The following is a 17,285-nucleotide window of genomic DNA, read 5'->3' on the forward strand; positions in this document are numbered from 1 at the left end:
ATACTATATATAAGCATGCGTTAGTTGAACAACGATAAACTATAATGCATGTAAATCTTCTATTGAAAACGATAAGATATTATCTGATTGGTCGATTATTGCTTCACAAGACAATGTTAAATCACTTTCTTGATTATTTATCCAAAGTTCAAATTCCAACGCATATCCTGACCCATCATTATACTTATAATAACTAATATTCTCATACGCTACATCAGGTGGAATTGTTAGTGAGTCCCAGTGATTTAGTTCTCTTTTGATGTCCTCAATTGTAATTTCAACTGATAGTTTTGATTTAATTTTAATTGTATCGTTTTTTACTAAATCACAAACAGTTTCTTTAAGTAATAACATTAATTTTTCTTTAATATGCAAAATTCCCACCACCTCTTATGCATTTAATAATACAGTATCTTATTGAACTAAACTGCCATTATGTTGAATAAGAATCTGACTTCTTTAATATTTATACTAAAAATATTTGCGACAAAAAACCAGAAAAGCCTTCTAACAGGTTTTCTGGTTTTTCACTTTCTACTAATTTCGCACGCCATTTAATTCTCCATAACCGCTCTATTTCGCTGCCTTCTCATGCTCCTGCTTAAAAAAGCTCTTCATCGAATGAAACACATCTGACTTTTGCTTTAAAATATAATAGCGAAACTTCTCGTCATTTATGTTTTGATACGCGGACTTTAGCGTGCTGTGTCGATTGTAATGGTTTTCCGGTCATTTTAATCCAATGTTAGCCTATCGGTCTATTCGAATACTTGGCGTAGTTCAATCTGTCCTTCTCCAAGACCATGTGGATCTGGCGCGCGCATCGCCCACTCGATGGCTTCCTCGCGAGATTTCACATCTATGAACCAGTATCCTGCAATCAACTCGTTGACTTCAGCAAAAGGTCCCTCTGTAATGGTCGGCGGTTCTCCAGGAACAGGGTATGTAATACGAATACCGTTGGAGCTTGGATGGAGCCCACCGACTGACACCAGCACTCCAGCTTTCTTCAGTTCTTCATTATATCTCTTCATTGCAGCAAACATCAGATCCATCTGTTCCCTTGGCATTGTCCCTGCTTCAGAATCCTTTGAAGCCTTCACAACCATCTATAAATTTCATTAGTAACTCCTCCTATAGGTAATAGCTTTCTAATGTTAATGCTTCCTTTAGCTCTTATACATTGGTATCATTCTTACTGTTACAGCTATCATCATTATACATTGGTTAATCAAGTTTATAAAATGAGGTATGCTTCCATTTCAAATCAACAGAATCATAAAGTTACATGTTAATTATATTGCAATAGAAAATTTTTCCTTTTAATTATAAGATATCTGAATAGAGAGTTCTTCATCAGTTAATCTGTAATTATGTTGAATAAGAATCTGACTACGTTAGTATATAAACTCTAAATATTTACGACAAAAAACCAGAAAAGCCTTCTAACAGGCTTTCTGGTTTCTCACTTTCTACTAATTTCGCACGCTATTTAATTCTCCATAACCGCTCTCTATTTCGCTGCTTTCTCATGCTCCTGCTTGAAAAAGCTCTTCATTGAATGGAACACATCTGACTTCTGCTTTAGAATATAATAGCGAAATTTCTCGTCATTTATGTTTTTATATGCTGACATTAGCGTACTGTGTCGATTGTATTGGTTTAATTGTCCAGGATATATCCATTGATATTATCGGCTTTTTAGAGGATCATTTATCAAAAATCCCATATAGATATTTATGATATATCCGTTTACCTATTACTCTTGGTTAATAATGCTCTTTATTAAATCTTCAAATTCACTTTTCAAATATTCGTATAAGGCAGAAGCTAAATTATTAGATCGGTCATTGCCTCCTAAAATCAATATATTAAACTTTATCAATAAAGCTTAATCAATTTGTTTTTTGAGATATAAAAAGTATCCTATTTTATTAAATCAAATAAAAAAACTCCAGTTTAATACCGGAGCTAATTAATATCTATATCATATTAAATTTTTTCTTTTATTATTACTTAACACCTAATGAACTCTTAACACTCTCTAAAGTTTGTCCTTTATATTTCTTTTTAGGAGCTGGTGCATAGTTAATTGTTGGATTTTGCATTAAGTAATTTTGCTCTACATATGCCATATCTTTTTCGTCAACTACACCATCATTGTTAATATCGGCTGCACGCTTATTTGTACCCCAATAAGTTTGTAAGTACATTGCATCCATCACATCAATCACATCATCTTTATTGACATCACCTGCGTAAGCTGGATTTAATGAAATAAAACGGTTTTGTGGCGTTACATTTCCGTTTTCATCATGGAATCCCATTGTAAAGTCTTTGTGTACTGTAAAATGTCCAGGAACATCTAATTTAAGCTCAAACGTGTCATCCGTTAAAGGTAAGTTTGGAATTTTAAACGAACTTGAACCAACTGAATTGATAATTCCATCATATACTTTACCATTTGAACTTGTTGCTGTTACTTTTATTCCTAATTTTGAATAATCAAGTCCTCCAAGTGGACCACCATCCGGAGCTAAAAATGCTTCAGCACTATTACCTCCACGAAGTTGTGAATATGTCGACTCCTGGTAGAAAATATTTGGATTTCCACTTATCACCGTATTTGTCGTGTTATTACTATCTGTTACTTTCGTATTTAATCTAGCTAGGTAAGCGACGGGGTTCGCATCATAAGTATTACTCATCTTAAATGCAACATCCGCAAGTTTTAAATCACCTGCTAGTGGAGCAACTCCATCTTTTGTTGTAATTGTAACTGTCGTTTGGTTTACACCAGTTCCTGGAAAAACCTCATTATCTGTTACTGAAATATTTACCTTATCTGCTACACTTGGATTTGGTGTAACATTCATTGTTGCAACATTTGCATAATGTTCAAATTGATAAACAACTTGTTTTACATCACTTGCTTTATTTAACATTAACGTGGCATTAGCTGTTTCACCCATTTTTGCTGTACGCTTTTCAGGTTGCATATAGCCATACGCTACATCATCACGTGTAATGAATATATCTTTTCCTTCTTTATACGTTCTATTTGTTGCCACATCCATCGCATAGAAATTTAGTTCCATTGGTCTTGTTGCATTTGTTGGAATCGTCGCTGTAAATGTACCATCAGCGTTTACAGGCACTGATACTGCTCTTCCACCTAAATAATCTTGATAATATACTTTTGTACTAGCTTGATTAACGTTCATACCAAGTTTTTGCATTTCTGCTGTTTCTTTATCATAAACTGATCCCGTAATCGTTACACTAGTTTGTCCATTTTTATATTCAACCACTTCTGGGCCGTTCACTGTTAATTTAGGAGCCGTGTTATCGAAATAAATTGGCGCATCTTGAGCGAATGTTTTTCCTGCATCATTTGTACCAATTATTTTCAGCTTATAGTAGCCTGGTTTCGCTAAATCAGGATCATACGCAAATGGCTTTTCATCATCACCTGTAGCTTTGTAATATAAACCATTAAATATTCGACTAACTGTATATTTTGTATTTTCGTCCATTCCTAAACCATCAAATGAACCTACGAAGCCTAAGTCTTTACCTGTTTTTCCGTCTTCAAGAACCACATCAAATGAGCGCATATGTGATTTAAGACTCATAGTTGCATTTGTATAGACTAACTGACCTCCGAATGCATAATCAAACACTTGTGTAAAAGCTTGTGGTGTAAACGAAATTGGATTCATTCCTTCTTCCACCGTTTTGATTGCGAAAGGAACTTGGAATGTTTCATCTGGATTAGCATGATTTGTGTATGTTACAAATCCTTCATAAATACCTAGTTTTGCTGATTTTGGAACGGTAATCGCGACAGTTGATTTCTTTTTCGAATTTGCACCAACTTTAATGGATTTATCCGTTACAACCATTACACCATTGTCGTCAGCATCTAATGAACCTCTACGGTCAGCTTGATATGTTACTTTTACATCATATGTTTTTGCTTGATTACTATTGTTATAGATATTTAAAGAGCGTTGATCACTAATATTCTTTCCTGCTGGTGCTGCTACACCAAATGAAAGAGCACCTGTTAAGTCTTCAACTGTTTTAAGATTTCCTTTTTTATCTAGTGCTCCCTTTGTTTCATCCACTACTTCAATTCGAGTCTTAGAATGAATTGCTTCATAAGGGTCAACTTGTCCAGCGCCTGTTTCAAATACACTATAGTCTCCATTTAATGGATCCGCCGTGTTCATTAATATTTCTTTAATTTGAGCTGGTGTTAAGTTAGGATTTTCTTGTTTTAATAAAGCTGCTACACCTGCTACGTTTGGTGAAGCCATTGATGTACCTGATAAATTATCATAAGCATATTCATATTTTCCATCTTGATCCGCACCATGCATATAAGAAGGAACAGTTGAGAATACTGCTACACCTGGTGCTGTTACTTCAGGCTTAATATCATATGTGATACGAGCTGGTCCACGTGAACTGAATGATGCTAATTTACTGCCTTCATCTGTTACTACTCCAATTTCATCAAAAGAGAATGTTGGTGTACCTGTAGCAAGTTTTGAGATAAAATCATTTCCTTGTTCAGTTGACACTGAGAATGTAGGAATCAATCCATAACTAGCGCCTAAGTAAGATGAAATAAACCCTTCGTCAGGCACATTATTTACGATAATAACTGCCTTTGCCCCATGATTTTTCGCAACTTTTATCTTATCTGCAAGTGCCGTTACACCTCTTTCTACAACCGCAACCTTACCGTTTACATCGATATCTTTATAGTCAGAATCTGCACCTACATTTGGTACTAAAACAATCGGTAAATTTTGACCTTTTAAACTGTCGATTTGATCCTCAAAACCTTTTCCTAATAGTTTTAAGTCAGCCGATCCATCCAGTGTACCATGTAACGTACCTTTCGATGTTTCAATCACTGTTTTCGTATCGTTTGCGCCAACAGTAATAGCTAACGCGCCTGCTCCAGGTGCTCCTAAGGTATACATACCGTTACCAGAGTTTCCAGCTGAAACAACTGCTGTTACGCCAGAAAGAACAGCGTTATTAACCGCAATACTTTCAACATTTTCTGGATCATTTGTGTTAGCACCAAGTGATAAGTTAATTACATCCATGCCGTCAGATATCGACTTATCAATCCCTGCTATTACATTTTCAGTTGAACCTGATCCATAAGTTCCTAATACTTTATAGACATATAAATCAGCTTCTGGCGCAACACCCGTTACTGCATAATCCGTATTATTTTCACCTCGACCAGCAATAATTCCTGATACATGTGTTCCATGTTCTGTATAGTAAGTATTGCCTGAGTTTGGATCAACTTCAGCATATCCTGATTTTTTCCAATCAGCATACGTTGTTTCCATTGGATCTGCATCGTTATTAACAAAATCCCAACCTTTTACTGAATTAGGATCAATTGTTTTTGGATCTACTCCAGGTTGTGCACGATACCCTTTATAAGCATCTGTTAAGTCTGGGTGGTTATAATCGATACCTGTATCAATTACCCCTACTTTAATGCCTTTTCCGGTAAAACCTTCTGCATGTAATTTGCTTACGCCAGGGAATACTTCGGTTTCCATTTTCATTGTTGTACCCGCTGCACTTTCAGTTGCTTTAGGTGGCTCAACTTTTAACACACTATTTGGCCAAACTGCTTTAACAGTTTTTGATTCTAATAGTGACTTTACTTTATTTGCTGGTAGATCAATCGCCACGCCATTTAACGTATTTTTATACGTTCGTTTAATTTTATAAAGATTTTTATTTTGTTTTAAATCATCTTTATAAATTGTTTTTAAGTCATTTTTAAATGTTGCTTGTGCTGAATCAGCTTTTTGTTTTGCATCATCAAGTGATAAACTTTTCCCATTTGCCGCTTCTTCTAAAACAGCTACCTTCGCAGGCTTGTCTCTTAATTCAACAATAACTGATAGATTTTTAGAGCTACCTAAATCGACTGATGAAGGTAACTGTAAACCTTCTTGACTAGTAACCTCTAATTTCTTTAAAGCTTGTCTTTGTTCAGGTGTTAGCTTTGATAGTACTTCTTCAATTGATGATTGTGCTGCAGCCTTAACAATTGGCTGATGATGTGTTACTGGAAATGCATTGAATAATACACCAGTACTTAACGTCAAAACTGCAGTACTTTTGATTAAACGCTTCATTCTGTTGTCTCCCCCATTTAATAATTTTCTATTTCTAAATAGATTATACGGAAAGTTTGCAGTTTCGGGAGTTTGACAAAAACTATCAATTTCGACTTTTTTTTCGACAATTTACAACATTTTTTATTTATTTTATAATCTGAATCTAATATTCTACCAAATCGCAGTTTCGAAAAAACGCTTTCATTAACAAATTATTAAATACTTATATTTTTCTAATGAGAAAACCGATTATTTATTAAAAAAATATTTTTCTACAAAAATTTGTAAATTTTACCGTATACTGGATATTATTCCATCTATAGAAGTTGATATCATTTAGTTTTTGAACAAATTTATCAATTTTCAGTTTTCTAATAAAATTATAATCTATTCAAAAAGTTTAATTATCGTCAAACAACGTAGTATATCCATGACAACTTTATACAAGAAAGGCTTCCTCATTAAAATTGAGGAAGCCTTTTCTAATCTATCTTTATTTAACTCCTAAATTACTCTTAACACTTTCTAATGTTTGTGATTTGTATTTCTTTTTTGGTGCTGGAGCATGGTTAATCGTTGGATTTTGCATTAAGTAGTTTTTCTCTACAAATGCCAGATCTTTTTCATCAACTACACCATCAAAGTTAATATCTGCATCACGCTTATTTGTTCCCCAGTATGTTTGTAAGTAAAGTACGTCCATTACGTCGATGACATCATCTTTATTTACATCCCCTGCGTAGGTTGGATTTAGTGTCTGAGTAAGGTTTTGATATGTCACTTTACCATCTTCATGAAATCCAATTGTGAAGTCTTTGTGTACTGTAAAATGTCCAGGAATATTTACTTCAAGCTCGAACGTATCATCCGTTAATGGTAAATTTGAAATTTGGAACGTAGGTGCAGAATTATTTACTCCTTCGTACACTGTACCGTTTGAACTTGTTGCTTTTACTTTGATTCCTAATTTTGAATAATCAAGTGATCCAATTGGTGATCCAGCTGGATCTAAGAATGCTTCTGCATATTTTCGACCTTTAAGGATTGAATATGTCGGTTCCATATAGAAGATGGATGGATTTCCACTAGGAACAGTTTTTGTCGTGTTGTTATTATCCATTACAGTCGTACTCATATACGCTGGGAACGTTACAGGATATGCAGTATATACATTCCCCATTTTATACATTACATCAGCAAGTTTTAAATCCCCTGTTAGTGGTGGAACCCCATCTTTTGTCGTGATTGTCACTGTCGCTTTATTTACTCCGGAACTTAACAGTTCATCTTTAACAGAGATATTTACTTTATCAGCTATACTCGGATTTGGTGTAATATTCATTGATGCAACATCTGTGTAATGATTGAACTCATAAACAACTTGTTTTACACCATTTGCTTTATTCAACATTAAAGTGGCATGTGCTGTTTCACCCATTTTTGCCGTACGTTTTTCAGGTTGCATATAACCATATGTTACGTCATCACGCGTAACAAAGATATCTTTACCTTCTTTAAATGTTTTATTAGAAGCCGCATCCATTGCATAGAATACTAATTCCATTGGTCTTGTTGCATTGGTTGGAATCGTCGCTGTAAATGACCCATCTGGATTTACAGGTACTGATACTGCTCTTCCACCTAAATAGTCTTGATAATATACTTTTGTGCTACCTTGATTATAGTCCATGCCAAGCTTTTGCATGTCTTCTGTTTCTTTATCATAAACCGTACCTGTGATTGTGACGCTAGTTTGGCCATTTTTATATTCTACAACTTCAGGACCATTCACTGTTAATTTAGGAGCTGTATTATCGAAATAAATTGGTGCTTCTTGCGAGAATGTTTTTCCTGCATCATTTGTGCCAATAATTTTAATCTTATAGTATCCTGGTTTCGCCAAATCAGGGTTATACTGGAATGGTTGATCTTCATCACCAGTCGTTTTGTAATATAGGCCATTAAATACTTTATTAACAGAATACTCCGTGTTTTCGTCCATTGATAGTCCATCAAAGGAACCGACATAACCTAATTCTTTACCTGTTTTTCCATCTTCAAGAACCACATCAAAAGTACGCATGTGTGATTTAACACTCATAATCGCACTTGTATAGACTAATTGTCCAGGGTAAGCAGAATCAAATACTTGAGTAAATGCTTGTGGCGTCATCGTAATTGGATTCATGCCTTCTTCTACTGTTTTAATCGCGAAAGGAACTTGGAATGTTTCTTCTGGATTCGCATGATTTGTATATGTTACAAATCCTTCATAAATCCCTAATTTCGCTGATTTTGGAACGGTAATTGCGACAGTTGATTTCTTTTTCGCATTTGCCCCGACTTTAATGGACTTATCTGTCACAATTTGCACACCATTGACATCAGCGTCTAATGAACCGCGACGATCTTTTTGGAATGATACTGTTACGTCATATGTTTTTGCTTGATTACTATTGTTATAGATATTTAGTGTGCGTTGATCACTAACATTCTTCCCTGCTGGAGCAACCACACCAAAAGCAAGTGCACCTGTTAAATCTTTTATCGATTTAAGATTTCCCTTTTTATCTAGTGCTCCCTTTGTTTCATCCATTACTTCAATACGAGTCTTAGAATGAATTGCTTCATAAGGGTCAACTTGTCCAGCTCCTGATTCAAACACACTATAATCTCCATTTAATGGATCCGCTGTGTTCATTAATGTTTCTTTGATTTGAGCTGGTGTCAAGTTTGGATTTGCTTGTTTTAGTAAAGCCGCAACACCGGCTACGTTCGGTGAAGCCATTGATGTACCTGATAAATTATCATACGCATATTCATATTTACCAATTTGATCTGCGCCATGCATGTATGATGGAACTGTCGAGAATACCGCTACACCTGGTGCTGTCACTTCCGGTTTAATGTCATATGTGATACGCGCCGGACCACGTGAACTAAATGACGCTAATTTATTTCCTTCATCCGTTACTTCTCCCACTTCATCAAATGAGAATGTTGGCGTTGTCCCAATTTTTGCTACAAGCGTAGCTCCTTGCTCATACGACATAGAGAATGCAGGAATTAACCCATAGCTTGACCCTAGGTATGATGGTATAAACCCTTCACCAGGTACGTTATCTATCATGATGACTGCTACTGCACCATGCTTTTTCGCATATGTGATTTTATCAACAAGTGCAACTGATCCCCTGTTTACTAATGCAATCTTTCCGTTCACATCGATATTTGCATAGTCAGAATCTGCACCTACATTCGGTACTAAAACAATTGGTAGATTTTGACCTTTTAAACTACCTACATTGTCACCAAAGCCTTTGCCTAATAATTTTAAATCAACAGATACTTTGGATGTCCCATGTACTGTACCTTTTGAAGTTGCAATCACTGTTTTCGTATCGTTTGCACCAACTGTAATAGCTAACGCTGCAGCACCAGGAGCACCTAAAGAATACATACTGTCTCCTGAATTACCAGCCGATACAATCGCCGTTACACCGGAAAGAACTGCATTATTTACCGCAAGACTTTCAACATTTTCTGGATCATTCGTGTTGCTACCAAGAGATAAGTTAATTACGTCCATTCCATCAGAGATCGCCTTATCAATACCACCTAAAACATTTTCTGTTGACCCAGAACCAAATTTTCCTAACACACGATAGACATATAAATCTGCATCTGGTGCAACACCTGTTACTGCGTAATCAGTATTATTTGCACCACGACCAGCGATGATTCCAGATACATGTGTTCCATGTTCTGTGTAGAAAGTTGAACCTGTCAGTGAATCCTTTTCAGCTAAGCCGGATTTTTTCCAATCATCATAGGTTGTTTCCATTGGATCTGCATCATTATCAACAAAATCCCACCCTTTTACTGAACTCGGACTAATTGTTTTTGGATCGACACCAGGTTGCGCACGATACCCTTTATATGCATCCGTTAAATCTGGGTGGTTATAATCAATTCCTGTATCAATTACACCTACTTTAATTCCTTTTCCAGTAAATCCTTCTGCATGTAATTTGCTAACACCTGGGAATACTTCAGTTTCCATTTTCTTAGTGGAATCTTGCGCACTTTCAGTAGCTTTTGGTGGCTCAACTTTTAGTACATTATTCGGCCAAACTGCTTTAACAGCTTTTGAGTCTAACAAAGACTTTACTTTATTCGCTGGTAAGTCAATCGCAACACCATTTAACGTATTTTTGTATGTTCGTTTAACTTTATAAAGATTCTTATTTGTCTTTAGATCTTCTTTAAAAATGGTTTGTAAATCCTTTTTAAATGTTTCTTGAGCTGTATCTGCTTTTTGTTTTGCAGTATCAAGAGATAAACTATTGCCATTTGCAGCTTCTTCTAAAACAGCTACTTTTGCAGGCTTCTCTTTCAATTCAACGATGACGGATAGATTTTTCGAACTCTGTAAATCGATTGAAGAAGGTAACTGTAAACCTTCCTGACTAGTAACCTCTAATTTCTTTAAAGCTTGACGTTGCTCCACTGTAAGTTTTGAAAGTACTTCTTCAATTGATGATTGTGCTGCAGCCTTTACAATAGGCTGATGATGTGTTACTGGAAATGCATTAAATAAAACCCCAGTACTTAATGTTAAAACTGCAGTACTCTTGATTAGTCTCTTCACCCTGTTGTCTCCCCCCATTTTTTGTCTTTTCTTTCTATTCCGATTATACGGAAAGTTTACAGTATCGACATTTTGACAAAATCCATCAATCTTAACTTTTTTTTATTCGGTTATTACCGACAATAAACGACAATTACATTTTTTCCGTAATCTAATAGTTTGATATACTAGTCAGATTTTCTTTTTTATAAAAGTAAAAAAATCCTTCTATATTTAACTGTTACATTAAAGGTTTCTATTAGAGAGTTGATATAATTTTATTTACTTAAGAAAGTTATTTATCCGATTGGCCATTCCCTAAAGAAACCACTCAGCATACTTTTTTCATAAAAAGAGACCCCGGAATTATACCCGGAGTCATTCAAAAGATTACTTAATTCCCAATAAACTCTTAACACTTTCTAAAGTTTGTGACTTATATTTCTTTTTAGGTGTCGGTGCATAGTTAATTGTAGGATTTTGCATTAAGTAGTTTTTCTCCACAAATGCCATATCCTTTGCATCAACTACGCCATCAAAGTTAATATCCGCATCACGTTTATTTGTTCCCCAGTAGGTTTGTAAGTAAAGTGCGTCCATTACGTCAATGACATCATCTTTATTTACGTCACCTGCGTAAGCCGGTTTTAAATTTAGATAAAGGTTTTGATTCGTCACTTTTCCATTATCATGGAATCCAATCGTAAAGTCTTTGTGGACTGTAAAATGTCCAGGAATATTTAATTCAAGCTCATACTCATCATCCGTTAATGGTAAATTTGGTACTTGGAATGTACTTGAAGAATTGTTTAATCCTTCGTACACTGTACCGTTTGAACTTGTTGCTTTTATTTTAATTCCCATTTTCGAATAATCAATCGATCCAAGTGCCGAACCTGCTGGATCTAAGAATGCTTCTGCGTATTTAGAACCACGAAGTAATGAATAAGTCGGGTCCATTTGAAAAATGACCGGATTTCCGCTTACAACATTTTGTGTTGTATTATTACTATCTGTTACAGTAACACTATTCATTGACGCCGCGTTAATGGCAGGATAAGCAGTATAGACATTGCTCATTTTAAAAGCTAAATCCGCTAGTTTTAAATCTCCTGAGAGTGGTGTAACCCCATCTTTTGTCTTAATCGTAACAGTCGTCACATAATTCGTTACACCTGGAATAGCTGGATTATCCGTCACAGTAATATCTACTTTATCCGCTACACTTGGATCAGGTGTAATATTCATTGATGCAACATCCGCATAGTGATAAAACTTGTAAACTACTTGTTTGACATTATTTGCTTTCTTTAACATTAAAGTAGCATGCGCTGTTTCTCCCATTTTTGCTGTGCGTTTTTCAGTTTGCATATAACCATATGTTACGTCATCACGCGTAACAAATATATCTCTTCCACCTTTAAATGATCTATTGGTTGCTGCATCAACCGCGTAGAAATTTAATTCCATTGCTCTTGTTGCATTAGTTGGAATTGTCGCTGTAAATGACCCATCTGGATTTACAGGCACTGCCGTTGCTTTTCCTCCCAACGTATCTTGGTAATAAACTCTTGTACTTCCTTGGTTATAGTTCATGCCAAGCTTCTGCATTTCTTCTGTTTCTTTATCATAAACGGAACCTGTTATCGTTACGCTAGTTTGACCATTTTTATATTCAAGAATGTCAGGGCTGTTTACTGTTATTTTAGGATCTGAATTATCGAAATAAATTGGTGCTTCTTGTGAGAATTTTTTTCCTACGTCATTTGTGCCAATAATTTTGATTTTATAGTATCCTGGTTTCGCTAAATCTGGGTTATATGCGAATGGTTGCTCGTCATCACCAGTTACTTTGTAATATCGGCCATTGAACACATTATTCACAGTATACGGTTTGTTTTCATCCATCGCCAACCCATCAAATGTACCTATATACCCTAAATCTTTACCTGTTTTTCCATCTTCAAGAATTATGTCAAATGTGCGCATATGAGATTTTAAACTCATAATTGCATTTGTATATACCAATTGCCCTGCAAAGGCATAATCAAATACTTGTGTAAATACTTGTGGCGTCATTGTAATCGGATTCATTCCTTCTTCCACCGTTTTGATTGCGAAAGGAACTTGGAATGTTTCCTCTGGATTCGCATGATTTGTATATGTTACAAATCCTTCATAAATCCCTAATTTCGCTGATTTTGGAACGGTAATTGCCACAGTTGATTTCTTTTTCGCATTTGCCCCGACTTTAATGGACTTATCTGTCACAATTTGCACACCATTGTCATCAGCGTCTAATGAACCGCGACGATCTTTTTGGAATGATACTGTTACGTCATATGTTTTTGCTTGATTACTATTGTTATAGATATTTAGTGTGCGTTGATCACTGGCATTCTTTCCTGCTGGAGCAACTACACCAAACGCAAGAGCACCTGTTAAATCTTTTACCGATTTAAGATTTCCCTTTTTATCTAGTGCTCCCTTTGTTTCATCCATTACTTCAATTCGAGTCTTAGAATGAATTGCTTCATAAGGATCAACTTGTCCAGCACCTGATTCGAACACACTATAATCTCCATTTAGTGGATCCGCTGTGTTCATTAATGTTTCCTTGATTTGAGCTGGTGTCAAGTTTGGATTTGCTTGTTTTAGTAAAGCCGCAACACCGGCTACGTTCGGTGAAGCCATTGATGTACCTGATAAATTATCATACGCATATTGATATTTGCCAATTTGATCAGCACCGTGCATGTAAGATGGAACAGTCGAGAACACCGCTACACCTGGTGCTGTCACTTCAGGCTTAATATCATACGTAATACGCGCTGGACCACGTGAACTAAATGAAGCTAATTTATTTCCTGCATCTGTTACTTGTCCCATTTCATCAAATGAGAAGGTTGGTGTTGTACCAAGTTTTGATACAAGCATAGCTCCTTGTTCATACGACATAGAGAATGCAGGAATTAACCCATAGCTTGAGCCTAGGTATGATGGGATAAACCCTTCACCAGGTATATTATCGACCATAATGACTGCCGCTGCCCCATGTTTTTTCGCAATTGTAATTTTATCAATAAGCGCAGTTACTCCTCGATTTACAATCGCGATTTTTCCATCAACATCAATATTTTTATAATCCGTATCTGCACCGTAATTGGGTACTAAAACGATAGGTAAATTTTTACCTTTTAAATTTTCTACGTTATCATTAAAGCCTTTACCTAATAATTTTAAATCCGCTGCTACATCTGAAGTTCCGTGTAATGTACCTTTTGACGTTGGAATCACCGTCTTTGTATCATTCGCACCAACTGTAATAGCTAACGCTGCAGCACCAGGAGCACCTAATGTATACATTCCATCACCGGAATTCCCCGCCGAAACAACTGCCGTTACACCTGAAAGAACTGCATTATTTACCGCTAGACTTTCAATATTTTCCGGATTGTTCGTACTAGCACCAAGTGATAGATTGATGACATCCATCCCGTCAGAGATCGCCTTATCAATTCCGCCTAATACATTTTCTGTTGATCCAGAACCAAATTTTCCTAACACACGATAGACATACAGATCAGCATCCGGTGCAACACCCGTTACTGCATAATCTGTATTATTTTTACCACGACCAGCAATAATACCGGATACATGTGTTCCATGCTCTGTGTAGAAATAGTCACCAGTAAGTGGATCCTTTTCTCCTAAACCTGATTTTTTCCAATCATCATAAGTTGTTTCCATTGGATCTGCGTCATTGTCGATAAAATCCCATCCTTTTACAGAACTAGGACTAATTGATTTCGGATCGACACCATCTTGCGCACGATATCCTTTATACGCATCCGTTAAATCCGGGTGATTATAATCAATCCCGGTATCTATAACACCTACTTTAACACCTTTGCCAGTAAATCCTTCAGCATGTAATTTGCTCACACCAGGGAACACTTCTGATTCCATTTTCTTCGTTGTATTTTGAGAATCCCCAGTAGCTTCAGTAGCTTTTGGTGGTTCAACTTTTATGACGTTATTCGGCCAAACTGCTTTAACAGCCTTTGAGTCTAATAATGACTTCACTTTGTTCGCTGGTAAGTCAATCGCAACACCATTTAACGTATTTTTGTATGTTCGTTTAATTTTATAAAAGTTCTTATTTTGTTTTAAATCCTCTTTAAAAATTGTTTGTAAATCAGTTTTAAATGTTTCTTGAGCCGTATCTGCTTTTTGTTTTGCAGCATCAAGAGATAAACTCTTACCATTTGCAGCTTCTTCTAATACAGCTACCTTAGCAGGTTTCTCTTTCAATTCAACGATGACAGATAGATTTTTCGAACTCTGTAAATCGACTGAAGAAGGTAACTGTAACCCTTCCTGACTAGTAACCTCTAATTTCTTTAAAGCTTGACGTTGTTCAGGCGTAAGCTTTGAAAGTACTTCTTCAATTGATGATTGTGAAGCAGCCTTTACAATTGGCTGATGTTGTGAGATTGGAAATGTATTAAATAAAACACCAGTACTCAATGTTAAAACTGCAGTACTTTTAATTAAACGCTTCATCTGTTGTCTCCCCCTATTTCTTAATAATATCTAACAATTTAGATTATAAGGAAAGTTTGCAATATTTAAATTTTGACATTTTCTATCAATATCTCTTTTTTCATCGATAGATTTCGACATGTTTCACACTTCCATTTTTCTCATTCTAAGAACCAATTCCAGATTATGTTCTTTTAATTTATTAGATACGGATATATATTCCGTTTAGTTAAAATAAAAAGACTCCGGTTTAGTACCGGAGCCATCCTAATAATATATTAAATTTTTTATGAATGGTTTCAAAAAGAGTTTTAACACTTAATAAAGTTTGTCCTATGTTTCCTTTCAACTTAAAATACGAATATATTTTTCTTCCAACTCTTTGTTTAAAGAATTACGATAATGCCAAATTGTTAATAAACATTTTTGAAATCTCTCATGAATCTCCGAATCTTTCACTTTTAAAGCCACGTTTAAGATTTCATCTAATCCTTCGTTTACTTTATTTGTTTCACATTTTAACAACCCGAACGCATAACAATAATCTAAATAAAGATGCTGCTTAAATAAATCCGAAGAGTTTCGTATTTCAACGATTTGGTCATTATACTTTTCAATAAATTTCTCAGCTTCTTCTAATCTACCTAATTTTACATAGCTTTCTAAAATTCTTGGAATTCCTACATAGAAATCAGCACGATCACGTAACCATTTATAATATGAATCAACAACATATAGATTTCCAAAATCGATGTGTGCGACATATCGATTACCTACAGCAATATCTGCATAATAAGCATTTATTTTTTCATATTTACCAATTAGATTTAATACTTCTTCTAGTTTGCCATCTAATCTTGTCAACGAAAATGCTTGATACATTAATGCCCGCCCTACATGCTCCTTACTTTTCGCCATTTTTTCTAGCCGTTTTGCATAATGTAAGACCTCATCCCAATTTTTTAACATATAGTAAGTAGCTGTTATCCATAAGATTGTTAGTTCCTGAAATTTCGGTGGCATATAGGAAATATACTCGATAATTCGAACTAAAACTAAACTTCCTTCATTCGTTAAACGCGTCATATAAAATTTTCGAAAATAACTAATGGCTACTTCTTCGGTTGCTGAATTAGGCATATGCTCAATAATTAGTTCGTATAAAGGTAATGCTTCTTGTTCCTTTCCTTCTAAAAATAGCTGTTCAGCAATATAGAATAAATTTTGGAAGTATTTAGAACGGGTTGCTTTTGAATTTTCTTCGATCATGACTGATAAGATAAAGGATAATTCCGATTTAAAACCATTTTTAGCACATTCATAAATAAAAGCATCACTTCTTCTTTTATCTAATAGATTCCGTTCATTAAAGCATAGATTTACATATCCTTTATAAAATGTTCCTTTAGGTAGTTTAAACGCCTCAGTAATGGCATCCAAGTAATGCAAAGATAGTGCTTTTTTGTTATTAAATATTCTACTCATATCGCTATAATGGATATCTGATTTTCTTGCCAGCTCTTTAAGATTCCATTCATTTTTCTTCATCAGCTTGTTAAACTCATAAAGTAGAAAATCGTTCATGTTGCACCCCACCTAATATTAAAATTTTTTAATCTCTCTAATTAAAAAAGCAAAAATGCCATAAACCATTGTATCTATGGATTACAGCATCAAAATTATTGTTTGTTTATTGGAATGAAGTATATAGTAGGACTAAGATGCTGTTGATACTGTTTGACCATATAACTCCTTGACGTTTTTGTATCTTGGTTACAATAGATCCTTCATCCAGATAAACTGAAAAATTACGCTTATGTGGATTAAAGCAAGTTATTATTTTCGAATAAAGTTAAATAAAAATTAAAATGACAAAATTATTATAGAATATAAATAATCAAGCCAATTTCAATTTGATCCTGTTTACAATTAAATAATCA

General features: G+C 35.0%; 6 protein-coding genes and 2 pseudogenes. All 8 read right to left on the reverse strand.

Annotation, left to right across the window (positions count from 1 at the left end):
* Nucleotides 1–39: 39 nt before the first annotated feature.
* Nucleotides 40–375: a DUF7668 domain-containing protein gene (locus COC46_RS14620; protein WP_098810442.1), complete on the reverse strand. Its 336-nt coding sequence runs from the start codon at nt 373–375 to the stop codon at nt 40–42.
* Nucleotides 376–573: 198 nt separating this feature from the next.
* Nucleotides 574–723, reverse strand: a pseudogene (locus COC46_RS14625) (sporulation protein YhbH); the annotation flags it as partial.
* A 35-nt stretch (nt 724–758) separates the two neighbouring features.
* Nucleotides 759–1,109, reverse strand: a complete 351-nt coding sequence (locus COC46_RS14630) for a YciI family protein (RefSeq protein WP_098810443.1) — start codon at nt 1,107–1,109, stop codon at nt 759–761.
* Nucleotides 1,110–1,513: 404 nt separating this feature from the next.
* A pseudogene (locus COC46_RS14635) lies at nt 1,514–1,672 on the reverse strand (sporulation protein YhbH); the annotation flags it as partial.
* Nucleotides 1,673–2,012: 340 nt separating this feature from the next.
* On the reverse strand, nt 2,013–6,188 hold the full coding sequence (locus tag COC46_RS14640; RefSeq protein WP_098810444.1) for a S8 family serine peptidase: 4,176 nt from the start codon (nt 6,186–6,188) through the stop codon (nt 2,013–2,015).
* Nucleotides 6,189–6,663: 475 nt separating this feature from the next.
* Nucleotides 6,664–10,821 carry a S8 family serine peptidase gene (locus COC46_RS14645; protein ID WP_176545163.1) on the reverse strand — a complete coding sequence of 1,386 codons (4,158 nt, stop codon included), beginning with the start codon at nt 10,819–10,821 and terminating at the stop codon, nt 6,664–6,666.
* Between the two features lie 369 nt (nt 10,822–11,190).
* A complete protein-coding gene (locus COC46_RS14650; RefSeq protein ID WP_098810446.1) occupies nt 11,191–15,366 on the reverse strand; it encodes a S8 family serine peptidase in 4,176 nt (1,391 codons plus the stop codon).
* Nucleotides 15,367–15,690: 324 nt separating this feature from the next.
* Nucleotides 15,691–16,929: a helix-turn-helix domain-containing protein gene (locus tag COC46_RS14655; RefSeq protein ID WP_098810447.1), complete on the reverse strand. Its 1,239-nt coding sequence runs from the start codon at nt 16,927–16,929 to the stop codon at nt 15,691–15,693.
* Nucleotides 16,930–17,285 lie beyond the last annotated feature (356 nt).

It is taken from the genome of Bacillus sp. AFS041924, from assembly GCF_002577195.1.
Classification (GTDB): domain Bacteria; phylum Bacillota; class Bacilli; order Bacillales; family Bacillaceae_G; genus Gottfriedia.

What these genes read in the sequence shown, in the direction of transcription:
- COC46_RS14630 (WP_098810443.1), bottom strand. Translation starts at nt 1,109, where the DNA reads ATGGTTGTGAAGGCTTCAAAGGATTCTGAAGCAGGGACAATGCCAAGG.
- COC46_RS14640 (WP_098810444.1), bottom strand. Translation starts at nt 6,188, where the DNA reads ATGAAGCGTTTAATCAAAAGTACTGCAGTTTTGACGTTAAGTACTGGT.
- COC46_RS14650 (WP_098810446.1), bottom strand. Translation starts at nt 15,366, where the DNA reads ATGAAGCGTTTAATTAAAAGTACTGCAGTTTTAACATTGAGTACTGGT.
- COC46_RS14655 (WP_098810447.1), bottom strand. Translation starts at nt 16,929, where the DNA reads ATGAACGATTTTCTACTTTATGAGTTTAACAAGCTGATGAAGAAAAAT.